The sequence below is a fragment of the Amycolatopsis sp. cg9 genome, assembly GCF_041346945.1.
Taxonomy (GTDB): domain Bacteria; phylum Actinomycetota; class Actinomycetes; order Mycobacteriales; family Pseudonocardiaceae; genus Amycolatopsis.
The window spans coordinates 3451548-3475043 of sequence record NZ_CP166850.1 but is presented as its reverse complement, the minus strand read 5'-3'; the positions used below and the strand labels follow the sequence as shown (position 1 = coordinate 3475043).

The following is a 23496-nucleotide window of genomic DNA, read 5'->3' as shown; positions in this document are numbered from 1 at the left end:
TAAATTTGAACTATCAACTTTTCCCGCTCACCGGCACCGGTTCGGCCATCAGGAGCACCTCGCTGCTCCCCCTGCGGGCATCGCGCCGGTCGAGCCAGCCGAGCACCGGCGCCGTCATGATCGTGGTGACCAGCGCGACGAGCACCAGGACCGTGAACAACGCCGGCGAGACGATCCCGGCGGCGAGCCCGACGTTGAGCGCGATCAGCTGCATCAGCCCCCGCGCGTTGACGAGCACGCCGACGCGCGTGGCGATCGCCGGCGGCTCCCCCGCCAGCCGGGCCGCACCCCAGGACGCGCCCAGCTTGCCGATGATCGCCACCGCCACCGTCACCAGCGCGAAGGCGAGCAGCTTCGGGTCGGCGAGCAGCGCGAACCGGGTGTTCAGGCCGGAATAGGTGAAGAACAGCGGGACGAACACGATCGACCCGATCGGCATGAGCTTCGCGAGCACGGCGTCGGAGGCCGCGCCGCGCGGGAACGCCACCCCGACGGTGAACGCGCCGAACACCGCGTAGAGCCCGATGGTGTCGGTGAACCAGGCGGCCGCGAACAACGTCATCGCGGTGATCAGCACCCGCTGGTCGACGCTCACCCGGTCGCTGCCCATCACCCGGGCCAGCAGGCGCCGCCCGACGATGAACACCAGCAGCGCGAACAGCAGCCCGCCGCCGAGGGCGAGCGCGATCGGCCCCAGCGACCCGGCGTGCATCCCCAGCACGACCGCCAGCAGCAGCCACGCGAGGACGTCGTCGAGCGCGCCGCAGGCCAGCGCCAGCGAGCCGAACCGCGTCGACCCGATCCCGCGCTCGGTGATGATCCGGACCATCATCGGGAACGCCGTGATCGCCACCGCCACCCCGACGAACGCGGCCGACGTCACCGGCGAAACGCCTTCCTTGCCGATGCCGACCCAGGTCGTGCCGAGGACCGCGACCCCGATCCCGAGCGCCAGTGGCACCAGCGTGCCGGCCGAGGAGATCGCCGCGACCGACTTCCGCGACTTCATGATGCTGCCCAGGTTGAACTCGTAGCCGGCCCCGAACATGTAGATGACCAGGCCGATCTGGCCGCCGACGTAGAGCAGCGACCGGATCGCGTCCGGGAACAGCGCCGCCTGGACGTCCGGCAGCACCAGCCCGAACAGCGAGGGACCGAGGAGCACGCCGGCGATCATCTCCCCGACCACCGGCGGCTGGCCGAGCTTGACCGCGACCAGGCAGACCAGCCGGACCACGACGAGGATCGCCACGACGGCGAGGAAGAACGTGGGTGCCGCCTCGGACGGGCTCATCGGTTACCTCCGGCGAAGTAGGTGGTGCACAAGGCTTGGCGACGGGCGTCGAGAACCATGTACGTGCCGAACACGAGCTGGGCGAAGCTGCGCCAGACGTCTTCCCAGCGGTCGCGCACCGCCAGCCGGAGCAGCGGCAAGCGCTTTCGCCGGGCGCCGCGCGGGGTGAGCAGCGCCGGGCCGCGGTTGGGGATCGACCGCGTGTGGCCGGCCGTGGAGGCGAGGCTGAACCGGCGCAGCACTTCGCGCGTCACCACGCGCATGGTCGGCGGCGCGAGCCCGCGGGCCGGGCAGGCCCGGTTCTGCGCGACGCCGAAGGGGATGAACGCGTCCTTTTCGGACTGGGCCGCGAACTCCGGGTAGCTGAAGCACAGCACCGTGCCCGCCGGGATGGTCAGGTCCGCGAGCTCGATGTCGGCGGTGGAGATCCGGTGCGCGATGCCGAACAGCGGGTACCGGCGCAGGCCGTCGTCGATGACGCGGTCGAGGTGGGCGTCGTCGTCCGGGTGCTCGGCGAGCCGCCGCTGGGTGTCCGGCGACTTGGCGATGATCATCAGCAGGTGCGCCATCGCCTCGGACATCTGCACCACGGCCGTGTTGAAGAACGTGCCCTGCAGGTAGTAGGCCTGCTCCTCGGGGGTCAGGGACTGCGGCAGCGGGTGCGGGACGTCGCCGAGGCGCCGCCGCAGGTACTTCGTCAGCCGGGCCCGGCGGCGCATGTTCCGCGGCCGCACGCACTTCAGCGCCGAGACGACGTCGTCGGCGTGCGCGACGATCAGGTCCCGTGCCTCCGGCGGGCACGGCTCCTCGAAGACCAGCTCGTAGTACAGCTCGGCCCAGATCGGCATCATTTCGTCGCGCAGCCGGACGAGCCCCGGCCGGACGCCGTCGAGGACGTGCGCCGCCACCCGCCGGGCCAGGTCCTCGGAGTCCTTTTTGGACCGGACCAGGATGTGCCGGGTGCACTTGGCGACCTCGTCGTAGCGCGGCCCGGGTTCGAGGTGCTCCTGGTGCACCTCGGGGCCGGGCGCGAGCCAGTACCAGAACAGGTCGGACAGCGCGGCGCCGCGGCTCCGGCCGTTCGCCGCCGGGTCGGCGTAGACGCGCCGGAAGTCCTCGACGCCGACCCGTTCGCCGGGGATGGTCACCGTCTCCTGGCCGTTGACCAGCGAGAAGATCTTCATCCGCAGCGCCACGACCCGGCTCGGCAGCCACGCGGGCGCGGTCAGCGCGGCGGCCGCCGCCAGCACCTTGCCGATCATCGCCGCACCTGGTCCGGGGTCAGGTCGGCCGGGTGCCGCCCGCCGCAGAGGGCGAGGGCCTGGTCGAAGTCCTCCCGCAGCAGCTCCAAGACCTGCGTGACGCCTTCGCGCCCGCCCGCGGCCAGGCCCCACACGATCGGACGGCCGACCGCGACCGCGTCCGCACCGAGCGCCAGCGCCTTGACGACGTCCGTGCCGCGGCGGATCCCGCCGTCCACCAGCACCGGGACGGCACCCCCGACCGCGGTGGCGATGTCGGGCAGGACGTCGACGGTGGCGGGCACGGTGTCGAGCTGGCGGCCGCCGTGGTTGGACACGAAGATCCCGGCGACGCCGTGGTGCACGGCCAGCCGCGCGTCCTCGGCGTGCAGCACGCCCTTGATCAGCACCGGGAGCTTGGTCTTGCCGCGCAACCACGCGATGTGGTCCCAGTTCAGCCCGGCCGACATGACGATGTCGCGGACATGACTGGCGTTGCCGCCGCTGCGGTTCTCGCCGATGTTGCGGAGGTTTTCCACGACCAGCCCCGACGGCAGGTCGTGGAAGTCGTTGCGGTCGTCGCGCTCGCGGCGGCCGAGCACCGGCGAGTCGACGGTGACGACGAACGCCTTGACCCCGGCCGCTTCCGCGCGGCGCACGATCGCCTCGGTGAACTCCAGGTCCGGCTGCAGGTAGAGCTGGAACCACAGGCCCGGGTCCGGCGCGACCTCGCGGGCCGCCGCGGCGACGTCCTCGATCGCCGTGGTGGCGGCCATGCTGACGACCATGATCGTGCCCGCCCGCGCCGCCGCCCGGGCCGTGGCGAGTTCGCCGTCGGCGTGCGCGAGCCGGTGGAACGCCGTGGGGGCGACCAGGATCGGCATCGACGACGACGTCCCGAGCAGCTCGACGCTCAGGTCCCGTTTGTCTCTGCCGCGCAGCACCCGCGGGAGCAGCCGCAGCTTCCGGAACGCGGCCTCGTTCTCCGCCACGGTGATCTCGTCCTGCGCGCCGCCCGCGAAGTAGTCGTAGTGCGCCGGGTCGAGGCGCTCGCGGGCGGCCGCCTCGAACTCCGCGATGGTGCGCATCAGAGCTCCCGCGAGAAGAACGCGGTCAGCGGTTCGACGTGCACCTCTTTGTCCCACTCGTTCTCGAGGTTCTCGGTGACGTGGTGGGTGGCGACCAGCTCGCCACGGCGGTAGTGCCGGACGATCGGGTGCAGGTAGTGGCCCTCGCCGTGGTCGTTCGCCTTGTCCTGCGCGGCGCGCGCGACGAAGTCGAACGGGTCGATCTTGTCGTGGTCCGGGCCGTAGTCGAGGGTGACGACGTAGGCGTCCTCCGGCGGGTCGTCGAGCACCCGGTCCACGGGCACCTCTTCGAGGTAGCGGGCGGTGTCGCCGTCGACGACCACGACGTCGCCGAGGAAGCCGAACTGCTGGTACAGCGCGGAAGTCCGGTTGATCCGGGTGATCACGGCGTCGGTCAGCGCGTCCGGTTTGGCGGGGAGCTCGGTGTTCGGCCACGGCGTGCCGTGGTAGCGCTCGTTCAGCACCTTGACCAGCGCGCGGGCGCCGTAGCGGAAGCCGTGGATGAACGCGCTGGTGGCCTTCTTGAAGTCGCGGACCTGCGTGATCGTGCCGGCGAAGTACAGGTCCGGCACGTTCACCGACTCCCAGCTCGGCGTCTGCGCCGGGAAGCGGTCGTCGATCGTGAGTTCGGGGCGGCAGTCCTCGTCGAACAGTTCCGCGTCGAAGCGGAAGCCGGTGCAGCCGATCACGCGGTCGTAGCGGATCTCCTTGATCACCTCGTCGGTGCGGGCGAAGGCGAACTTGACGTGGTAGCCGTCGGCGTCCTTGCGGACCTCGCGCACGTCGCCGTCGAGGATCGCGTGCTGCAGCTTCAGCTGGTACATGTCGAGGATGCCCGCGTTGTAGGCACGCAGGTGGCCGACGAAGTGGGTGCGCCAGGCCAGCTTCACCGGCCGCGGGCCGCCGACGTGCACGACAGCGGCCTGCTCGATGAGGTTGTCCGCGGTCTCGAACGCGGAGTTCCCCTTGCCGAGCACCAGGACGCGCTGGTCGGTGAACTCGGCCGGGTCGACGCCGACGTCGACGTACTGGTCGATCAGCTCGACGCCGGGGAACCGCGGGAGGTACGGCTTGGTGACGCCGGTGGCCATGATGAGCCGCCTGGCTTTGAACTCTTCGTCACCGGCGGTGAGAACGAAGAGAGCGCTTTCCGGATCGCGGCGGATGCGCGTCACCCGGGTGTCGTAACGGACGTTCACCTGGTACTTCTCGGCGTAATCGGCCAAGTAGCGCAGCAGGTCCGGGGCGTCCGGGAAGAGCTTTTCGCTGTAGTCGGTGAACAGGACCGGGTCGGCGTCGCCGTCGGCGAGGATCGAGTTCCAGTCCATCCGGAGGTTGAGCTCCGGGTCGGTGTAGCCGGTGTGCTTCTTGTTGATGGAGATGAGGGTCCGGTGCCGCGGGAAGGTCTCGAAGAAGTGCCCGGGCGCGGAACCGCCCTCCAGCACCAGGTACCGGTGCCCGGCGTGGCCGAGGAACTGCCCCAGCTGCAGCCCGGCCGGCCCGGCGCCGACCACCAGATAATCGAGCACTTCCTCCGCCACGACGACCTCCTGAGGCTCGGCACCGACCGCTTGATCGGCGCCGAGCCTGCTCCGGAGATCTCAGAAAAGCCTCAGAGCCGCACTTTCACGTGAAAGTGCGAGCCCCTGGTGGAAGTGCGGCGTTACCGGCCGGCGGCGCGGGCGAGGCGTTCGGGGTAGCGCTCGCCGGCGATCGCGTCGGCGGGGGCGGCGGCCTCGATCGCGGCCAGGTCGCCGGCCGTCAGCTCCAGCGAAGCCGCCGCCACGTTCTCCTCGAGGTACTTGCGGCGTTTGGTGCCCGGGATCGGCACGACGTCCTCGCCGTGGGACTGCACCCAGGCGAGCGCGAGCTGCCCCGCCGTGACGCCCTTCTCCTCCGCCAGCTTCCGCAGCGCGTCGACGATCGCCGTGTTGCGCTCGAAGTTGCCCTCGGCGAAGCGCGGCAGGCCGCGGCGCATGTCGTCCTCGGGCAGGTCCGCCACCGACGTCACCGCGCCGGTGAGGAAGCCCCGGCCCAGCGGCGAGAACGGCACCACGCCGATGCCGAGCTCCCGGCACGTGTCCAGGATCTCGCCCTCGATCCCCCGGGTCCACAGCGACCACTCGCTCTGCAGCGCCGTCACCGGGTGCACGGCGTGGGCGGCGCGGATCGTCGCGGCGCTCGCCTCGGAAATCCCGGCGTACCGGATCTTCCCGGCCTCGGCCAGCTCACCCAGCGCGCCCCAGGTCTCCTCGATCAGGGTGTCCGGGTCGACGCGGTGCTGGTAGTAGAGGTCGATGTGGTCGACGCCGAGCCGCCGCAGGGACTCGTCGCAGCTCTGCTTGACGTACGCCGCGTCGCCGCGGGCGCCCATCGAGCCGTCGGTCCACACGATGCCGAACTTCGTCGCCAGCACGACCTCGTCGCGGCGGCCGGCGATCGCGCGCCCGACCAGTTCTTCGTTGACGCCACCGCCGTAGACGTTCGCGGTGTCCAGCAGCGTCACGCCGAGGTCGAGCGCCCGGTGGATCGTCGCGATCGACTCGTCGTCGTTGTCGCGGACGCCGTACGCCTGGCTCATCCCCATGCAGCCCAGCCCCTGGGCACCCACTTCCAGTCCGCCGAGCTTCCTGGTCTTCACGCGGAAATTTCCTCCCTGCCGGGTTCCACGCCGAGCACGTTGCGCTCGACCTGTGCGTAGTTGTCGATCTTGTAGTCGAGGATGTCGAGGCAGCCCTGCAGCTCGGCGATCCGTTCGGCCACCGACCGCCGCTGCTCCACCAGCAAGGCCTTGCGGCGGCCCGCGCTGGCGACGCCGTGGCGGCGCAGCGACGCGTACTCGCGCATGCTCTTGATGGGCATCCCCGTGGTGCGCAGCTTGGTCAGGAAACCGAGCCAGTTCAGGTCGTCGTCCGAGTAGGCCCGGCGGCCCGCGGTGTCCCGCGCGGGCGGGTCGAGCAGTTTGATGCGCTCGTAGTACCGGAGGGTGTCGATGGACAGTCCGCTACGTCGAGCGGCTTCCGCTATCGAGTAGCTCATGAGCTCGACACTACGACCTGGAGTGCACTCCAGGTCAACTGCTCGTCTGGCCATTCATAACAGCGTTGCGATACGCTGCGTGCATGGCTCGACCCCGCACGCACGACGAAGCGCTCCGGCTGAAGCTCCTCGACCGCGCCGGTGAGCTCATCGCCGCCGACGGGCCGAAGGCGCTTTCCCTGCGGAAGCTGGCCGCCGACGCGGGGACGTCGACCACCGCCGTGTACTCCCTCTTCGGCAGCAAACCCGATCTGGTGAACGCCCTCTACACCGAGGGCTTCCGCCGGTTCGGCGCCCGGATGGCGGGCACCGCGCTGACCGGCGACGCCGTCGACGACCTGGTCGCGCTCGGCAGCGCCTACCGCGCGAGCGCGCTCGCCGACCCGCACCTGTACGGGATCATGTTCAGCCGGTCCGTCCCCGGGTTCGAGCCGAACGAAGACGCCGAAAAGCTCGCCCGCAAGACGCTGGAGCCCCTCGAGGCGGTCATCCGCCGGGCCATCGCCGACGGCGTCTTCTCCGACGTCCCGCCGGAGACCGTCGCGGTCGGCTGCTGGGCCATCGTGCACGGCCTCGTCTCGCTGGAGCTGACCGGCAACCTGCCGGACGGGTTCGACGTCACCGGCTCGTACGAGCGGGCGCTGCGCGCGAACGCGTCCGGCTGGCTGCGGCCTCAGAACACCGGCAGCGATCCGTCGTAGACGAGGGTGCCCGCGGCGTCCCGGGCGACGACGTGCGCTTTCGCGTCCGCCTCGTACTGGCCCGCCGGCAGCCAGACGGCGAACATCCCGTCGGTCACGGCCGCGTCCGCCGTGGCACCGCCGCCGAAGTCGACCGACACGGTGCTCGCCGCGCCGGGGACGACCGCCGCGAAGGGCGTCCGCGGCCGGTTCGGCCCGCCACCGGCTTCGGTCGCGCCCAGCGAGTCGAACACCAGCGTGCGCACCGGCTGGCGCGGACCGTAGAAGTCCGGGTAGGCGCGCACGCGCTGCCCCGAGGGCCCCGGCTCGATCGTGCAGCCCGCGACCCGGTCGCCCAGGCGGCCGAGCACCACTTCGTACCCGGCCTCGGCCAGCAGCGGGCCGGCCCGGTAGGCGGCGGCGTCCGGGATGACCTCTTCCGCGCCGGCCAGGCAGTCGCCCAGCGCCTCGCCCGCGGCCGAGCCGCGTTCGGCGCCGGCCGGCCGGTCGGTGACCGAAAGCAGCGGTGCCGGCGCGGCGGGCAGCGTGGGCCGCGGCCGGCCGTCCAGGCCGTCCCCCACGGCCAGTTCCGTCCGCGCGGGGACCGTGCGGGTGAACACCGCGAACTGGCGGCTGACCGGCGAAAAGCCGACGTCGCTCGCCCCCGAGGTACCGCCCGCCGTCTTCGTCGAGAAGACCGCCTTCGCCCACTTCGGGTCGATCACCCCGCCGACCAGCCCGGTCGCGCTGTGCAGCAGCAGCCCGGACCCGGTGCCCGGCGCGTAGGCGGGGGTGGCGCCCGGATCCGACAGCGTCACCGTCGTCACGGTCGTCTCGCAGAACATCGGCTTGCCCGCCGCGGTGGCCGCGACCACCGCGTCGCCGTTCAGCTCCTCGGTGAACAGCGGGACCCAGTCCGCGCGCGGCGGGACCCGGTCGGTCTTGCCCGCCGCCCGGACCGCGGCCCAGCAGCGGTCCAGCGACGCCGTCGCGAGCTCGCCGTCGAGGGCCAGCCCACCGGGCGCCGCGGGGACCACCTCGGCGGGCTGCCGCAGCTGCCGCGTCACGACGACCGCACCCGCGGCCAGGACGAGCACCGCGGCCGCGGCGGCGTACCAGGCGTGCTTCGACCGCCGCGGTTTCCCCGCTCCCGCACGGACTTCCGCCCGCAGCCGGGCCCGGACGCCGTCGGGCAGCGCGCGCCGGGGCGGGAGGCCGAGGTCGTCGCTCATTTCTCCGTCTCCTTCAGCAGCGAGCGCAGTCGTGCGCGGGCCCGGGACAGGTGGGCGCGGACGGTGACCTCGGCGACGGCCAGCAACGCGGCCGCGTCGGCGGTGCTCAGGTCCCCGAGCAGGCACAGCTCGACGACCGCGCGCTGCGCCTTCGGCAGCGTCCGCACGGCTTCGACGACCTCGCGCAGCCGCCGCTCGCCGTCCAGCTGCTCGGCCACCGCGTCGGCGTGGTCGGACACCACCGGCGGGTCGGGGATCTTCCGGAGCAGCCGCAGCCGCCGTCTCGCGCCGCGGTGTTCGTCGCGGGCGGCGTTTCCGGCCACGGTGTAGAGCCAGGGCAGGGCGCTGTCCCGCACCAGCGTCACGTCGGCGCGGCGGCGCCAGGCGGTGAGGAAGGTGCTCGAGGTGAGGTCTTCGGCGGCGGCCCACGAGCCGGTCAGCCGGTAGGCGTGGTTCCAGACGGCTTCGACGTGCCGCTCGAAGAGCTCGCCGAAGGCCGCTTCGTCGCCGTCGGCCGCCCGGTCCCACAGGGCACGGTCGCCCACCGGCACCCCCGTCGCATGGCTGGTCACACCCTTCAGTGGCCGGCCGCGGCGGGAACGTTGCGCGCAACTTCCGCGCACCGGGCGGCCACTTCCGGTCGTGATCATGCACCAGGTCCGGACCACGGACCACCAGACCCGCGGCCGGCGGCTGCCCGTGACGGCGGCCTGCGTGTCGGCGGTGGTGTTCGCGCTGGCTCGGCCGCACCTCGTCGACGACACCTTCATCACCCTCGCCTACGCGCGGAACCTCGCGTTCCACGGGCACTGGGGACTGCTGGCCGACGCGACGTCGAACTCGGCGACGTCCCCGGCGAACGTCCTCGCACTGGCCGCGCTGACGTTCGTGCTGCGCGATGCCGTCTTCGCGGCCGGAGTGCTGTACGTGCTGTGTCAGGTCGCGCTCGTCCTGGCCCTGCGCCGGCTCGGCACGGCGCTGCCGCGGTGGTTCCCGGCGCTCGCGTTCGCGGCGCTGACGGTGAACCCGCTGCTGCTTTCGTCCCTCGGCCTGGAGGTCGCGCTGGGCGCCGCGGTGCTCGCGTGGCTGACGGTGTTCGCCACCGCGCGGCGGCCGCTCGCCTTCGGGACGGCGGCCGGGGTGCTCGTGCTCGTGCGGCTCGACCTGCTGGTCTTCGCCGTCGTCCTGGGTTTCTCGCTGCGCTCCGGCCGGGCCCTGCTCGGGGCGGCGGCGGTCGCGGTGCCGTGGTTCGCCTTCAGCTGGGTCGTGCTGGGCGCAGCGGTGCCCGACACGTTCGTGATCAAGACGCTGCAGGGCGCGCAGCGGGCGTGGGGTGGCTGGGACTTCGCCGACGGTCCGCTCTTCTACGCCCGGACCGCGCTGTGGACGACCGTGCTGTCGTTCCTGCCGCTGGCGGTGGTGCCGCTCGCGGTGCGGCGACGCGCGCCGCGGCCGTTCGCGCTCCTGGCGCTGGGCGGTGCGCTGTACCACGGGGTGTACGTGCTGCTGACCGTTCCGCCGTACCACTGGTACTACGGCCCGGGGATCACCGCGGCGACGCTGTTCGCCTGCGCCTGGGCGGCTTCGCACCGCGTCGCGACCGGTGCCGTCCTCGCGGTGGTCGTCGCCTCCGCGGTCGCGTACGCGGCGCCGGGACTGCCGCGCGAGTTCGCCCCGCTGACGTCGAACTACGCCTCGACGGCGAAGTACACCGAGATCGGCCGCGACCTCCGCGCGCTGGCCGGTGGCCGCGTGATCGGCAGCGCCGGCGAGATCGGCGTGCTGGCCTACACCTGCGAGTGCGCGATCGTCGACGTCTTCGCCGACCGCGGCCTGCTGCCGGCGGCGATCGAAGCCCGCGGGGCCGGCAACCGCTGGCTCCGCGCGGCACTGCGCGTGGACTACGCGTTCTTCGACTTCGACGTCCGGCCGCGGCGGCCCGACCTGGTGCTGCGCCGGTTGCCGGCACCACCGCCGGACGCGCTGGCCCACTGGACGCTCGACGCGCCGACGCTCGGGCCGCAGGAGCTCTACCTGGTGCCGTCCTGAGGGAACCGCGCGTCCGCGAGGTCGAGCTCCTGGTGTTCGCCGCCCTCGAAGTCGGCTCCCCCGTCGAACCGCGTGTGGGAGCACTCGAACGGGCCGCCCGAGCGGATCCGGGTGAAGCGGACGTCCCGGGCGAAGTGCGCCCAGGAGAAGAACGCGCCCTCCGCGAAGACCGACCGGTCGAAGTTCGCGATGTCGGTGAACTCCGTGCCGTAGAACCCCGCCCGGCGCGTGAAGGTCGTGCCGCGGATGTGGACCGCGCCGACGAACCGGGCGCGGCTGAAGTCCGCGGCGGCCAGGGTGCAGCCGCTCAGCCGGAAGTCGACCAGGACGGCCCGCTGCAGATCGACCGACATCCCCGGCCAGTAGCCCGGTTCGTCGTGGCTCAGGTGCGTCTTGAGCAGCTCCTGCACGGCCAGGCGAACCAGCAGTTCGGGATCGGTGTCCTCGCCGAGCTCCTCGCCGGTCCGCCCGCGCAGGCCCGTGGCCGGGGCCGCGAACGGCATCCGGAGGTAGGCGCACAGCACGTTCACGATCGTCTGGCGCTGCTTCGGGTTGTCCTGCCCGAGCCGCTCCAGCGCGTAGAGCCCGCCGAACCGCATCGGCGCCTTGTCGCTGCCGAGCTGCTCGACGGCCTTCGTGTACAGCTCGGTGACCCGCCGCTCCTCGAGGTCCCGCTCGGTCACGCCGGCCACGCGGGTGGTCTCGGCCAGCTGGAGTTCGAGGGTGCGCTGGCGGCGCGTCGCGAGCCACAGCGCGAACACGCCGCCCGCGCCGGCGCCGACGCCGAACGCCGTCTTGACCGCGTCGATGCGCACCGGCGCGTCCGGCGACCCGGACCAGCCCAGCAGCAGCCACAGCAGCCCGGCGGTGACGGCCGCGACCGCGGCGCCGGCCGCGGCGACCCACCGCCGCTTCAGGATCGGCAAGGGCTCAGACGGCGCCGTACTGGCGGTCACCGGCGTCGCCGAGGCCCGGCACGATGAAGCCCGAGTCGTTGAGGCGCTCGTCGACGCTGGCGGTGACCACGCGGACCGGCAGGCCGGTCTTCTCCAGGTGCGCCAGGCCTTCCGGCGCGGCGAGCGCGCAGATGGCCGTGACGTCGTCGGCGCCGCGGCCGGTGAGCAGCCGGATCGTGTACTCCATCGAGCCGCCGGTGGCGAGCATCGGGTCGAGCACCAGCACCGGCCGGTCGGCGAGCGACTCCGGCAGCGATTCGAGGTACGGCGTCGGCTTGAGCGTCTCCTCGTCGCGCGCGAGGCCGACGAAGCCCATCTGCGCGTCCGGGATCAGCTTGTGCGCCTGGTCGGCCATGCCGAGCCCGGCCCGCAGCACGGGCACCAGCAGCGGCGGCTTCGCCAGCTTGAAGCCGTCGGTGCGGGCGACCGGCGTGTGGATCCGCTCGGTCTTCACCGGGACGTCGCGCGTGGCTTCGTAGACCAGCATGACGGTCAGCTCGTGCAGCGCGGCCCGGAACGCGGCGCTGTCGGTGCGCGCGTCGCGCATCGTGGAGAGCCGGGCCTTCGCGAGGGGGTGGTCGACGACGTGCACATCCATGCGGGTCAATCTAGCCGTTTGGCGAAGCGCTTCACCCAGCTGCGCTGCCAGGGCGTTTCGACGGCTCGTTCGTTGTAGTGCTTTCGCACCCAGGCGACGGCTTCGCCGGCCGGGACGCCGGAGAGGACGGCCAGGCAGGCCATGACGGTGCCGGTGCGGCCCGCACCGCCGTAGCAGGCGACCTCGACGGTTTCGGTCTTGGCTCGTTCGTGGAGGGCCTTGATCTTGGCTGTCGCGTCCGCGCTGTTCACCGGCAGCAGGAAGTCCGGCCAGGTGACCCATTCGTGCGGCCAGGTGATACCCCCGCCGTGCTTGCGCCGCAGCCGGCTCGTGCCGAGGTAGAGCCCGAAATCCGGCTCGGGTTCGTCGGGTCGCGGGCGGCCGAGACCGCGGCCGCGGACCTCGACGCCGTCAGGGAATCGCACCATCGGAGCAGTGTCCTCCAGAAGGTGGACACGGAGGGTGGTTTTCGCCGATAGGCTGCCCCGGGTGAGCGAACTGACGCCCGACCAGATGCGGGCCTCCGACGCCGACCGCGAGCGCGTCGCCCAGGTGCTGCACAACGCCCTCGCGGAAGGGCGGATCACGGTGAACGAGCTCGAAGAGCGCCTGTCGACGGTCTACGCGGCGAAGACCATCGGTGACCTCAAACCGGTGACGGTGGACCTGCCGGCGTCGTCGGGCGTCGTCGAGCCGGCGACATCCCGTGCTTTGGGCTTCCCCGACCAGCGCATCGGCGGCTACGCGGGCTCCCCGGTGTCGATCGGCGTCATGTCGGGCGCGGTCCGCAAGGGCAGCTGGGTGCTGCCCCCGCAGCACACGAGCATCGCCTTCTGGGGCGGCGCGGAGATCGACCTGCGCCAAGCCCGGTTCGCGGACAAGCACTGCACGATCACGGCGATCGCGATCATGGGCGGCATCCAGATCACGGTCCCGGACGACATCAACGTCGACGTGACGGGCATCGGCTTCATGGGCGGCTTCGTGCTGGAGGACAAGTCGGGAGCGCCGCCCGCGCCCCCGACGGCACCGACGGTGAAGATCAACGGCCTCGGCTTCTGGGGCGGGGTGGTCGTGTACCGGCGGCCGGCCCAGCGGGTGGACCCGCCGCGGATCGAGAAGGGCTGACCTTCAGAGCAGCTTGGCGAGGTCGACGTTCACCGTGAAGGGATCGGTCACGGTGAACGGCCCGTCGTGCACGGCCGCGGGTGCGTAGGTCCTGGTGGTGGGGTCGAGGAGGTAGCGGAACACGCGGAGCTTCTCGGGATCGTCGGTGTTCTCGACCCGCCAGAAGTGCTGGATCCCGCCGGCCGCGTACTCGCCGGGCTTGTCGATCTGGTCAGCGGTGACCGAGCCCGGGGACATGACCTCGACCACGAGCACGCAGTACTCCGGCCTGAGGACGACCTCGTCGGGCAGCGACGCGTCGTAGACGACGATGTCCGGCCGCCGGTTCAGCAGCGGGACATCTCGTAGCCGCAGGTCAACACCGGTTGAGACCTCGAACTGCGGGCCGCAAGCATCCTCGAAGGCATGGGCCAAGCGCCGCGCGAAGTTCTGGTGCGAACGGCGTGGTGACGGGTTCACGAGGATGGCTCCATCAACGATCTCGATGCGACGGCAGACTTCTTCCGGCAACGCATCGTAATCGTTCGCACTCAAGCCAGTGACCGGAAGATCCATCCAGTCAGGCAGAGCGGTCATGACCCCAACTCCCAACCCGTACCTTTCATACCGTCACAGAAATAGAACCACAGTTGTGGCGAATTGCCCCGACCGGAGATGGTCGACGTGACACAGACCGTCGAGAACGTCACACCGGGTGACCCACCTCCGGACGCCGCGCACTGTCGTACCCGCCGCCTAGACTCAGGCGCATGACAGCCACGACCAGCACGTCAGCGGCGCCGGCCACCCCGGCACCGCTGGCGGACGCGACTCGCGACGACGCGAGCCTGCGCCGCTTCCTGCTCGGGCTGCCCGGTGTCGACCAGGTCGGCGTCGAGCAGCGCGCGGCGGGCCTCGGCACGCGCAGCATCAAGAAGGACGCCAAGCGGTGGGCCATCGACACCGCCATCTCCATGGTCGACCTGACCACCCTGGAGGGCGCCGACACCCGCGGCAAGGTCCGGGCGCTGGCCGCGAAGGCCGTCCGCCCCGACCCCGAGCGCCAGGACACCCCGCGCGTCGCCGCCGTCTGCGTGTACCCGGACATGGTCGCCACCGCCGTCGAAGCGCTCGAGGGCAGCGGCGTCCACGTCGCGAGCGTCGCGACCGGCTTCCCCGCCGGGCGCACCAGCCGGGAGATCAAGCTGGCCGACACCAAGATCGCCGTCGACGCCGGCGCGCACGAAGTCGACATGGTGATCGACCGCGGCGCCTTCCTCGAGGGCCGCTACATGGACGTCTTCGAGGAGATCCAGGCCATCAAGGCCGCGTGCGGCGACGCCCACCTCAAGGTCATCCTCGAGACCGGCGAGCTGGCGACCTACGACAACGTCCGGCGCGCGTCGTGGCTGGCGCTGCTGGCCGGCGGCGACTTCATCAAGACCTCCACCGGCAAGGTCTCCCCCGCCGCGACGCTGCCGGTCACGCACATCATGCTGCAGGCCGTCCACGACTGGCACGTCCAGACCGGCGAGCTGCGCGGCGTCAAGCCCGCCGGCGGGATCCGGACCACGAAGGACGCGATCAAGTACCTCGTCGCCGTGCACGAGGTCGCCGGCGAGCGGTGGCTGGTGCCGGACCTGTTCCGGTTCGGCGCGTCCAGCCTGCTCAACGACCTGCTGCTGCAGCGCCGCACCCAGGTGGACGGCCACTACAGCGGCCCCGACTACGTGACGGTGGACTGATGCCCGTTTTCGAGTACGCACCGGCGCCGGAGTCGCGCGCCATCGCGAACCTCAAGGACCACTACAAGCCGTTTATCAACGGCGAGTTCGTCGACGGCTCGGGTGAGCCGCTCAAGACGGTCAACCCGGCCACCGAAGAGGTGCTGGCCGAGGTCGGCACCGCGTCGAAGTCCGATGTGGACACCGCGGTCAAGGCCGCGCGCAAGGCGTACACCGGCGTCTGGTCGAAGATGCCGGGCACCGAGCGCGCGAAGTACCTCTTCCGCATCGCCCGGCTGATCCAGGAGCGCTCGCGCGAGCTGGCGGTGCTGGAGAGCCTCGACAACGGCAAGCCGATCAAGGAGTCGCGCGACTCCGACGTCCCGACCGCGGCGGCGCACTTCTTCTACCACGCCGGCTGGGCGGACAAGCTCGAGTACGCGGGGTACGGGCCGTCGCCGAAGCCGCTGGGTGTCGCGGGCCAGATCATCCCGTGGAACTTCCCGCTGCTGATGCTGGCCTGGAAGATCGCGCCGGCGCTGGCCACGGGCAACACCGTCGTCCTCAAGCCCGCGGAGACGACGCCGTTGACCGCGCTGGTCTTCGCGGAGATCTGCCAGCAGGCCGAGCTGCCGCCGGGCGTCGTCAACATCCTCCCGGGCGCGGGCGACATCGGCGCGTCCATCGTGGAGCACGGCGACATCGACAAGATCGCCTTCACCGGCTCGACCGAGGTCGGCAAGGCGATCCAGCGCCAGGTCGCGGGCACGCCGAAGAAGCTGACGCTGGAGCTGGGCGGCAAGGCCGCGAACATCGTGTTCGAGGACGCCCCGCTGGACCAGGCGATCGAGGGCATCGTCAACGGCATCTTCTTCAACCAGGGCCACGTCTGCTGCGCGGGCTCGCGGCTGCTGGTGCAGGAGTCCGTCGCCGAAGAGGTGCTGGAGAAGCTGCGCTACCGGGTCTCGACCCTGCGCATCGGCGACCCGCTGGACAAGAACACCGACATCGGCGCGATCAACTCCGCCGAGCAGCTGGCGAAGATCCGCGGGCTCGTCGAGTCCGGCGACGCCGAAGGCGCGGAGCGCTGGACCAGCCCGTGCCCGGTGCCGGACCGCGGGTTCTTCTTCGCCCCGACGGTGTTCGCGAACGTGCACCAGTCGATGCGGATCGCCCGCGAGGAGATCTTCGGCCCGGTGCTGTCGGTGCTGACGTTCCGCACGCCGGACGAGGCCGTGGCGAAGGCGAACAACACGCCGTACGGGCTTTCGGCGGGCATCTGGACCGAAAAGGGCTCCCGGATCCTGTGGATGGCGAACCAGCTGCGCGCCGGCGTGGTCTGGGCCAACACCTTCAACCGCTTCGACCCCGCCGCCCCGTTCGGCGGCTACCAGGAATCCGGCTTCGGGCGCGAAGGCGGCCGCACCGGGCTGGAGGCTTACCTCGATGTCTGATCGGATCTCCGTCGCCAAGACGTACAAGCTGTACATCGGCGGCAAATTCCCGCGTTCGGAGTCCGGCCGGGTGTACCCGGTGACGGACGCGAAGGGCAAGTTCCTGGCCAACGCGGCGCACGCGTCCCGCAAGGACGTCCGCGACGCGGTGGTGGCGGCCCGGAAGGCGTTCCCCGGCTGGTCTTCCGCCACGGCCTACAACCGCGGCCAAGTGCTCTACCGGGTGGCCGAGGTGCTGGAGGGCCGCCGCGACCAGTTCGTCGCGGAAGTGTCCGCTTCGGAGGGACTGGCACCGAAGAAGGCCGAGTCCATTGTGGACGCGGCGATCGACCGCTGGGTCTGGTACGCGGGCTGGACGGACAAGATCGCCACGGTCCTCGGCGCGGCGAACCCGGTGGCGGGCCCGTACTTCTCGTTCACCGTCCCGGAGCCGACCGGCGTGGTCGGGGTGCTGGCGCCGCAGGGCTCGTCCCTGCTGGGCCTGGTCGAGGTCCTGGCCCCGGTCCTGGCCACCGGCTCGACGGCGGTGGTGGTCTCGAGCGCGGAGCGCCCCCTCCCGGCGATCACGCTGTCCGAGGTCCTGGCGACGTCGGACGTCCCGGGCGGCGTGGCGAACATCCTGACGGGCCACGCCTCGGAGCTGGGCTCGTGGCTGGCTTCGCACGGCGACGTCAACGCGCTGGACCCGACGGGAGCCACCCCGGCCGACCGCCCGGACCTGGCCCGCGAAGCGGCGAACACGGTGAAGCGGGTCCTGAGGGTCCCGGAGGCGGAGCCGGACTGGACGACAGCCCCGGACCTGACCCGGCTGCGGCGGTACCTGGAGGCGAAGACGGTCTGGCACCCGCTGGGCGTCTGAGTTCACGAACGGAGGCCACCACCCGGTCCGGGTGGTGGCCTCCGTGACATCCGACGACACTATGCTCCCGAATGGATACGCAGAGTATTTCGGGGGAGCTTGTGAACGGACCCATCCTGATCCCACCGCGGATGGCCGCGCGTCTCCGCGGCCCGTGCCTGACGCTGGGCGCGGTCACGGTTGCCGCGGGCGTGCTGATCGGGCTCGGACTCCCGATCGGCGGCGTCCTGCTGCCGGGCGGCTCCGGCCCGATGTTCGCGATGACGGCCGCCACGGGTGTCTTCCTCGGCCTGTTCCTGCTGGTCTCCGGCGCGACGATGACCTTGGCCCGGCAGTGGGTGACAACGATCCCGCAGGGCGACGTCCTGGACCGGCGAAAGTCGGGCATGGCGCTTTACCCGCTCGGCGTACCGGTCGGCGCCGGCCTCTTCACGTCGCTCTTCTTCTACGTGACCTTCCTCGGCCGCTTCACTTGGTCTGCCGAGAACGTGACCCGCACCCTCCACCTCGTGACCCCGGGAGTCGCGGCCTACCTGACGCTCCCGGCCGTCGCGGTCGCGCTGTGCGTGGTCAACGTCCTGGTCGCCTGGCCCCTCTTCCGCCCCTCCCAGCGGACCATCGAGCGCTACGCCCGCTAGCTCATCGTCACCGAGAAGTCCGTCAACGTGAACCGCGCCTTGCCCCCGCCCGTCGAGCAGAACTCGATGCCGTACCCGATCTGGTTCACCGTCGGGTTCGGCGGGATCAGGCCCTTCCCGATCGCCCACGCGATCATCGCCTTCAGGTCCACCGTTCCCGAGTACTGCGTCGTCCGCGAAACGAACGCCACGTAGCCCTCGTCCTCCGCCCAGACGTCGTAGGTGAAGCCGCCCGCGGTGTACGTCGTCAGCTTGTCGCCCGCCGGGACCTGTTTGCGGTTCTCCGTCCAGACCATCAGCTCGCTGACGCCGTTGCCGTTGCCCACGCCGTTCAGCCACAGGTCGTACGCCACGTCGTAGATGCCGACGCCCGGGCCGCGGCCCGCGAAGGTCGACCTGATCACCGAAAAGTCGTTGACCGGTTTCCCGTTCTGGTCATTGATGTCCTTGTGCACGTTCGGATAGGTTTTCACCGACGTGGAATCGGGTTGGACGGAATCGACGAACCAGTTGTCGTACGCGCACGCGCGCAGCGTTTCCGGACCCGCTTCACCCGCGTTCCACATGTTGTTGTGCACGTAGTACCCGCCGTCGGACCAGCCGCCGTCCGGGTCGCTCGTGGTGAACTCCGGGCTGCCGCAGTTCCGGGCCGGTGTCACCGACGGCGCGGTCGGCGTCGGCGCAGGTGACGGCACGGATCGGGACGTGCTCGGCGGCACCGAGGTCGCCGGGGCGAGCGACGCGCTGGACGTCGTCGGCGCCGGTGGAGCCGACCCGGCGACCGGCGTGCCGCCCTCCTGACCGCAGCTCACGAGCAACAGCAGGGGAATGACCAACAACGCGGATCTTCGTCGCATTTTCCCGCCCCACGGCCAGAATCAGGCAGAACGAGGCGGAACATTAACACGGAAATCGCAGGAATCAGCTGGGGTCCAGGTCACGGGATGTGATCGGCCGCCCCGGGAGTTCGGTTCCCGGGTCGGCGCTGAGGCCGTCGATCATGATGCCGACGCAGCGGCGCGCCGCCATTTCCGCGACGTCCGGGGACTTCGCGCGCATCTGGCGCAGCAGCGTCGCGAACAGGATCGCGATGTCGCCGGCGGCGACGTCCTGGCGGAGCTTGCCCTCGGCCTGCGCGCCGTCGACGAAGTCGTCCAGGACCGCCAGGATCTCGTCGCGCAGGCGGCGGACCTCCGGGTCGCTCTTCAGGATCACCAGCGCCCGCGGCGACACCATCGCCAGCTGGACGCTCAGCTGCAGCTCCACCGACTGCCGCAGCAGGCGCTCCAGCGCGCGCCACGACGACGTCTCCTCGGCCGCGATCACCTTGGCGTCGATCAGCACGCGCTCGAAGTTGTCCATCGCGACGGCGCGGATCAGCGCGTCGCGGTCCGGGAAGCGGCGGTAGAGCGTGCCGACGCCGACGCCGGCCGCCCGGGCGATCTCCTCCATCGGCACCTCGGCACCGGACGTGGCGAAGATGGTCTTCGCCGCCGCGAGGATCTGGTCGCGGTTGCGCCGCGCGTCCGCTCGCAGGGTGGTCTCGGGGTCTGCCGTCATGCCGTTCGCTCCTCGCTGAATCGCGCGGGCTGATTCTCGCATGGTCAGACGGCCACACAATGGATCCGCATCGAGTCACCCGTTAGCTAGTGGACGACTTCCTTCCGCTTCGGTACCTTGGGTTGAGGAACCGGAATGTAATCCTCCGCATACTGTACGTCCGATTTAGGGGGCCCGAAATGACCGAAGTCGCCGAACCCACCACCCAGGGCGACGTGTTCCCGATGGAGCGCAGCTGTCCGTTCGCCCCACCGCCGGCCTACGGGAAGCTCCGCGAGGCGGGCCCGGTGCACCGCGTCGAGCTGCAGTCCGGCCAGGAAGCGTGGGCGATCACCCGGCTCGAGGACGTCCGGCAGATGCTCACCGACCCGCGGTTCAGCTCCGACCGGTTCAACCCCGGCTTCCCGTTCCTGACCAAGCAGGGCCGGCCGGTCCGGCGGAACAACTTCACCGCGTCGCTGATCAACATGGACCCGCCGGAGCACGGCGCGGCCCGCCGCGAGGTCGTCGGCGAATTCACCGTCCGCCGGATGAAGGCCCTCGAGCCGCGCATCCAGCAGATCGTCGACGAGCACATCGACGCGATCCTGGCCGGGCCGAAGCCCGCCGACCTGGTCACGGCGCTGTCGCTGCCGGTGCCGTCGCTGGTCATCTGCGAGCTGCTCGGCGTGCCCTACGACGACCACGAGTTCTTCCAGGTCCGCAGCTCGACGCTGCTCAACCGGGACGTCGACCAGGAAGTCCGGGTCAAGGCCGTCGACGAGCTGCAGGGCTACCTCGACCAGCTGGTCGCGAAGAAGGAAGCCGACCCGACCGACGACCTGCTCGGCCGCCAGATCCTCAAGCAGCGCGAAGAGCACGGCGACGCCGACCACGACTCGCTGGTTTCGCTGGCCTTCCTGCTGCTCATCGCCGGCCACGAGACCACGGCGAACATGATCTCGCTGGGCACGGTCGCGCTGCTGGAGAACCCGGACCAGCTCGCCATCATCAAGAACGACCCCGGCAAGACGCTCGACGCCGTCGAGGAGCTGCTGCGGTACTTCACCATCGCGGAGTTCGCGACCTCGCGCGTCGCCACCGAGGACCTCGAGATCGGCGGGCAGCTGATCCGCGAGGGCGAGGGCGTGCTCGGGCTGAGCTACTCCGGCAACCGCGACCCGGAGGCCTTCGACAACCCGGACGAGCTCGACCTCGAGCGCGGCGCGCGCCACCACGTCGCCTTCGGCTTCGGGCCGCACCAGTGCCTCGGCCAGAACCTGGCCCGGATGGAGCTGCAGATCGTCTTCGACACGCTCTTCCGCCGGATCCCGGAGCTCAAGCTGGCCGCGCCCGTCGACCGGCTGCCGTTCAAGCACGACTCGTCCATCTTCGGTCTCTACTGCCTGCCCGTGACCTGGTGAAGGGGGACGCCATGACCGCGGTCCACGAGTTCCCGATGACCCGCACGTGCCCGTTCGCGCCGCCGCCGGCGTACGAGGAGATCCGCGAGGAGCAGCCGGTCTCGCGGGTGCGGCTGCCCGACGGCGGCCAGGCCTGGGCGGTCACCCGCCTCGAGGACGTCCGCACGGTGCTGAACGACCGGCGCTTCAGCGCCGACCGCCAGCACCCGGACTTCCCGCAGCTGGTCAAGGGCGGGTTCCGGCGGCAGGGCGACGAGCGCACCATGATCACCATGGACGCGCCCGAGCACGGGCCGGCCCGCAAGGCCGTGCTCGGCGAGTTCACCGTCCGCCGGATGGAGGCGCTGCGGCCACGGATCCAGGAGATCGTCGACGAGCGGATCGACGCACTGCTGGCCGGCCCGAATCCCGGTGACCTGGTCGAGGCGCTGTCGCTGCCGGTGCCGTCGCTGGTGATCTGCGAGATGCTCGGCGTCCCGTACACCGACCACGACTTCTTCCAGACCCACACGGCGAAGCTGATCAAGCGCTCGACGTCGGCGGAAGACCGGCGGGCGGCGTTCGACACCATCCGCGGTTACATGGCCGACCTCATCGCCACGAAGGAGGCGAACCCGCCGGACGACCTGCTCGGGCGGCAGATCGTCAAGCTCCGCGAAGACGGCACCTACCGGCGGGAGCAGCTGGCCGCGACCGGGTTCCTGCTGCTGGTGGCCGGGCACGAGACGACGGCGAACATGATCTCGCTGTCCACCGTGGCGTTCCTGCGCAACCCGGAGCAGCTCGCGGCGATCAAGGCCGACCCGGGCAAGACGCTCGACGCGGTCGAGGAGATGCTGCGTTACTGGACGATCGTGGACGCGGCCACGGCGCGCCTGTGCGTCGAGGACATCGAGGTCGGCGGCCGGCTGATCCGGGCCGGCGAAGGCGTGCTGGCGCTGGGTTACGCCGCCAACCGCGACCCGCGGGCGTTCGAAAACGCCGACGAGCTGGACATCGAACGCGGCGCCCGCCACCACGTCGCGTTCGGCTTCGGCCCGCACCAGTGCCTCGGCCAGAACCTGGCCCGCATGGAGCTGCAGATCGTGTTCGACACGCTGTTCCGCCGCGTGCCTTCGCTGGCACTGGGCGCTCCGGTGGACGACCTGCCGTTCAAGGACGACGCGAACATCTACGGCCTGTACCGGCTGCCGGTGACCTGGTAGAGATCGAACCTGCCATCCCACCACAGGAAAGAAGGACCATGAAGATCATCGCGGATACCGGCAAGTGCGTCGGCGCCGGTCAGTGCGTGCTCACCGAGCCCGCGCTGTTCGACCAGAGCGAGGACGACGGCACGGTCATCGTGCTGAACGAGACGCCGGAGGGCGAGCTGGTCGAGAAGGCCCGCGAAGCGGTGCACGTCTGTCCCAGCCAGGCCCTCTCCCTGCAGGAGTAGCGAGGGAAACGGCCACCTCGCGGGTAAGGGGTTCCCGCGAGGTGGCCGTGGCCTGTTCTTTCAGGAGAGGCGCAGCGTCGTCTCCGGGTGGAACGCGTGCGTCTCACCTTCGCCGCGCAGGCCCACCCGGACGTTGTCGCCCATCCGGGGCGGCGTGCGGCCGTCGACGCGGACGACGAAACGGTCGTCGCCCACCTTGCCGTGCAGGTACGCGTCGGCGCCCAGCTCCTCGACCAGCTCCACCACCAGCTCGAAGCCGCCCTCGGACACCAGCTGCAGCGACTCCGGGCGGACGCCGAAGACGACCTCGCGCAGGTCCCCGGCGGCCGTCAGAACCGACCGCGGCAGCGGCAGGGTGACGTCACCGAGCTGGACGCCGCCTTCGGTCAGCGGCAGCGTCGCCAGATTCATCGCCGGGGATCCGATGAAGCCCGCCACGAACGAGTTCGTCGGGTTCTCGTACAGCTCCCGCGGTGACGCGCACTGCTGCAGCACGCCGTCCTTGAGCACCGCCACCCGGTCGCCCATCGTCATCGCCTCGACCTGGTCGTGCGTGACGTAGATGGTCGTCGTCCGGAGCCGGCGTTGCAGCTGAGCGATGTTCGCCCGGGTCTCGACCCGCAGCTTCGCGTCCAGGTTGGACAGTGGTTCGTCCATCAGGAACACACTGGGCTCGCGCACGATCGCCCGGCCCATCGCGACGCGCTGCCGCTGCCCGCCGGACAGCGCCTTCGGCTTGCGGTCCAAGAAGCGAGTCAGGTCCAGCATCTTCGCGGCCTCGGCCACCTTGGCGTCGATGTCCGCTTTGGACAGTCCGCGCAGCTTCAGCGCGAAGCCCATGTTGTCGGCCACCGTCATGTGCGGGTACAGCGCGTAGGACTGGAACACCATCGCGATGTCCCGGTCCTTCGGCGGCAGGTGCGTGACGTCGCGGTCGCCGATGCGGATGGCGCCCTCGTCGACGTCCTCCAGCCCGGCGAGCATCCGCAGCGCCGTCGACTTGCCCGAGCCCGACGGCCCGACCAGGACCAGGAACTCGCCGTCCGGCACCGACAGGTCGAGCTGGTCGACCGCCCGCACCTCGTGCGTGCCCGGGTAGATCCGCGACGCCTGTTCGTAACTGACTCCCGCCATGA

The 23496-nt window shown here is 71.0% G+C and carries 25 protein-coding genes; 10 read left to right on the top strand and 15 right to left on the bottom strand.

The window, feature by feature from the left end; genetic code table 11:
* Window positions 1–13 precede the first annotated feature (13 nt).
* From AB5J73_RS16755 to AB5J73_RS16730, 6 genes are all read right to left on the bottom strand, one after another.
* Window positions 14–1294, bottom strand: coding sequence for a cation:proton antiporter (locus tag AB5J73_RS16755; RefSeq protein WP_370970588.1), 1281 nt, complete (start codon window positions 1292–1294; stop codon window positions 14–16).
* Window positions 1291–2556 carry a cytochrome P450 gene (locus tag AB5J73_RS16750; RefSeq protein WP_370970587.1) on the bottom strand — a complete coding sequence of 422 codons (1266 nt, stop codon included), beginning with the start codon at window positions 2554–2556 and terminating at the stop codon, window positions 1291–1293. The genes AB5J73_RS16755 and AB5J73_RS16750 overlap by 4 nt, the downstream gene beginning before the upstream one ends.
* Window positions 2553–3623 (bottom strand): alpha-hydroxy acid oxidase, encoded by a 1071-nt coding sequence (locus tag AB5J73_RS16745; protein WP_370970585.1) that lies wholly within the window; start codon window positions 3621–3623, stop codon window positions 2553–2555. Before AB5J73_RS16745 ends, AB5J73_RS16750 begins: the two co-directional genes overlap by 4 nt.
* A complete protein-coding gene (locus AB5J73_RS16740; RefSeq protein WP_370970584.1) occupies window positions 3623–5164 on the bottom strand; it encodes an NAD(P)-binding domain-containing protein in 1542 nt (513 codons plus the stop codon). The genes AB5J73_RS16745 and AB5J73_RS16740 overlap by 1 nt, the downstream gene beginning before the upstream one ends.
* A 122-nt stretch (window positions 5165–5286) precedes the next feature.
* The gene (locus AB5J73_RS16735) at window positions 5287–6210 is read right to left on the bottom strand and encodes an aldo/keto reductase (RefSeq protein ID WP_370973200.1); all 924 of its coding nucleotides are present in this window, start codon (window positions 6208–6210) and stop codon (window positions 5287–5289) included.
* A gap of 50 nt (window positions 6211–6260) precedes the next feature.
* Window positions 6261–6662: a MerR family transcriptional regulator gene (locus tag AB5J73_RS16730; RefSeq protein ID WP_086673859.1), complete on the bottom strand. Its 402-nt coding sequence runs from the start codon at window positions 6660–6662 to the stop codon at window positions 6261–6263.
* An 83-nt stretch (window positions 6663–6745) separates the two neighbouring features.
* Here AB5J73_RS16730 and AB5J73_RS16725 point away from each other — a divergent pair, with 83 nt between their 5' ends.
* Complete coding sequence (locus tag AB5J73_RS16725; RefSeq protein WP_370970583.1) at window positions 6746–7363, top strand: TetR/AcrR family transcriptional regulator; 618 nt, start codon at window positions 6746–6748, stop codon at window positions 7361–7363.
* Here the strand turns inward: AB5J73_RS16725 and AB5J73_RS16720 are convergent.
* Window positions 7336–8574, bottom strand: a complete 1239-nt coding sequence (locus tag AB5J73_RS16720; protein WP_370970582.1) for a hypothetical protein — start codon at window positions 8572–8574, stop codon at window positions 7336–7338. The two genes, AB5J73_RS16725 and AB5J73_RS16720, sit on opposite strands and share 28 nt — an antisense overlap.
* Window positions 8571–9146 (bottom strand): RNA polymerase sigma factor, encoded by a 576-nt coding sequence (locus AB5J73_RS16715; RefSeq protein ID WP_370970581.1) that lies wholly within the window; start codon window positions 9144–9146, stop codon window positions 8571–8573. Before AB5J73_RS16715 ends, AB5J73_RS16720 begins: the two co-directional genes overlap by 4 nt.
* A 76-nt stretch (window positions 9147–9222) precedes the next feature.
* On the opposite strand from AB5J73_RS16715, the gene AB5J73_RS16710 reads away from it, so the two are divergent.
* On the top strand, window positions 9223–10623 hold the full coding sequence (locus tag AB5J73_RS16710) for a hypothetical protein (RefSeq protein ID WP_370970580.1): 1401 nt from the start codon (window positions 9223–9225) through the stop codon (window positions 10621–10623).
* Here the strand turns inward: AB5J73_RS16710 and AB5J73_RS16705 are convergent.
* Genes AB5J73_RS16705 through AB5J73_RS16695 form a run of 3 tightly spaced genes read right to left on the bottom strand, consistent with a single transcriptional unit; the run spans window position 10605 to window position 12605 of the window.
* On the bottom strand, window positions 10605–11549 hold the full coding sequence (locus AB5J73_RS16705) for a pentapeptide repeat-containing protein (protein WP_370970579.1): 945 nt from the start codon (window positions 11547–11549) through the stop codon (window positions 10605–10607). The genes AB5J73_RS16710 and AB5J73_RS16705 overlap by 19 nt on opposite strands.
* A 4-nt stretch (window positions 11550–11553) precedes the next feature.
* Window positions 11554–12177, bottom strand: coding sequence for a uracil phosphoribosyltransferase (gene upp, locus AB5J73_RS16700; protein ID WP_370970578.1), 624 nt, complete (start codon window positions 12175–12177; stop codon window positions 11554–11556).
* A gap of 5 nt (window positions 12178–12182) precedes the next feature.
* Window positions 12183–12605, bottom strand: a complete 423-nt coding sequence (locus AB5J73_RS16695) for a protein-tyrosine phosphatase family protein (RefSeq protein ID WP_370970577.1) — start codon at window positions 12603–12605, stop codon at window positions 12183–12185.
* Between the two features lie 85 nt (window positions 12606–12690).
* On the opposite strand from AB5J73_RS16695, the gene AB5J73_RS16690 reads away from it, so the two are divergent.
* Window positions 12691–13305 (top strand): DUF1707 domain-containing protein, encoded by a 615-nt coding sequence (locus AB5J73_RS16690; protein WP_370973197.1) that lies wholly within the window; start codon window positions 12691–12693, stop codon window positions 13303–13305.
* 3 nt (window positions 13306–13308) lie between these two features.
* Here the strand turns inward: AB5J73_RS16690 and AB5J73_RS16685 are convergent, their stop codons facing one another.
* Window positions 13309–13881: a Uma2 family endonuclease gene (locus AB5J73_RS16685; protein ID WP_370970576.1), complete on the bottom strand. Its 573-nt coding sequence runs from the start codon at window positions 13879–13881 to the stop codon at window positions 13309–13311.
* A gap of 173 nt (window positions 13882–14054) precedes the next feature.
* Here AB5J73_RS16685 and deoC point away from each other — a divergent pair, with 173 nt between their 5' ends.
* From deoC to AB5J73_RS16665, 4 genes are all read left to right on the top strand, one after another.
* Window positions 14055–15029: a deoxyribose-phosphate aldolase gene (gene deoC, locus AB5J73_RS16680; protein ID WP_370970575.1), complete on the top strand. Its 975-nt coding sequence runs from the start codon at window positions 14055–14057 to the stop codon at window positions 15027–15029.
* Entirely contained in the window at window positions 15029–16462 is a 1434-nt protein-coding gene (locus AB5J73_RS16675; RefSeq protein ID WP_370970574.1) for an aldehyde dehydrogenase family protein, read from the top strand. Before deoC ends, AB5J73_RS16675 begins: the two co-directional genes overlap by 1 nt.
* A complete protein-coding gene (locus tag AB5J73_RS16670; RefSeq protein WP_370970573.1) occupies window positions 16455–17321 on the top strand; it encodes an aldehyde dehydrogenase family protein in 867 nt (288 codons plus the stop codon). The genes AB5J73_RS16675 and AB5J73_RS16670 overlap by 8 nt, the downstream gene beginning before the upstream one ends.
* 131 nt (window positions 17322–17452) lie before the next feature.
* Window positions 17453–17959 carry a hypothetical protein gene (locus AB5J73_RS16665; protein WP_370970572.1) on the top strand — a complete coding sequence of 169 codons (507 nt, stop codon included), beginning with the start codon at window positions 17453–17455 and terminating at the stop codon, window positions 17957–17959.
* Here AB5J73_RS16665 and AB5J73_RS16660 read toward each other — a convergent pair.
* Window positions 17956–18654: a hypothetical protein gene (locus tag AB5J73_RS16660; RefSeq protein ID WP_370970571.1), complete on the bottom strand. Its 699-nt coding sequence runs from the start codon at window positions 18652–18654 to the stop codon at window positions 17956–17958. The two genes, AB5J73_RS16665 and AB5J73_RS16660, sit on opposite strands and share 4 nt — an antisense overlap.
* Window positions 18655–18880: 226 nt before the next feature.
* Complete coding sequence (locus AB5J73_RS16655; protein ID WP_370970570.1) at window positions 18881–19519, bottom strand: TetR/AcrR family transcriptional regulator; 639 nt, start codon at window positions 19517–19519, stop codon at window positions 18881–18883.
* Between the two features lie 179 nt (window positions 19520–19698).
* On the opposite strand from AB5J73_RS16655, the gene AB5J73_RS16650 reads away from it, so the two are divergent.
* The 3 genes from AB5J73_RS16650 to AB5J73_RS16640 are packed head-to-tail and all read left to right on the top strand — an operon-like array spanning window position 19699 to window position 22360.
* The gene (locus tag AB5J73_RS16650) at window positions 19699–20922 is read left to right on the top strand and encodes a cytochrome P450 (RefSeq protein ID WP_370970569.1); all 1224 of its coding nucleotides are present in this window, start codon (window positions 19699–19701) and stop codon (window positions 20920–20922) included.
* A gap of 11 nt (window positions 20923–20933) precedes the next feature.
* Window positions 20934–22127, top strand: a complete 1194-nt coding sequence (locus AB5J73_RS16645; protein WP_370970568.1) for a cytochrome P450 — start codon at window positions 20934–20936, stop codon at window positions 22125–22127.
* A gap of 38 nt (window positions 22128–22165) precedes the next feature.
* Window positions 22166–22360, top strand: a complete 195-nt coding sequence (locus AB5J73_RS16640) for a ferredoxin (protein ID WP_290056061.1) — start codon at window positions 22166–22168, stop codon at window positions 22358–22360.
* A 60-nt stretch (window positions 22361–22420) separates the two neighbouring features.
* On the opposite strand, the gene AB5J73_RS16635 is transcribed toward AB5J73_RS16640, so the two are convergent.
* Entirely contained in the window at window positions 22421–23494 is a 1074-nt protein-coding gene (locus AB5J73_RS16635; RefSeq protein WP_370970567.1) for an ABC transporter ATP-binding protein, read from the bottom strand.
* Between the last annotated feature and the right edge of the window lie 2 nt (window positions 23495–23496).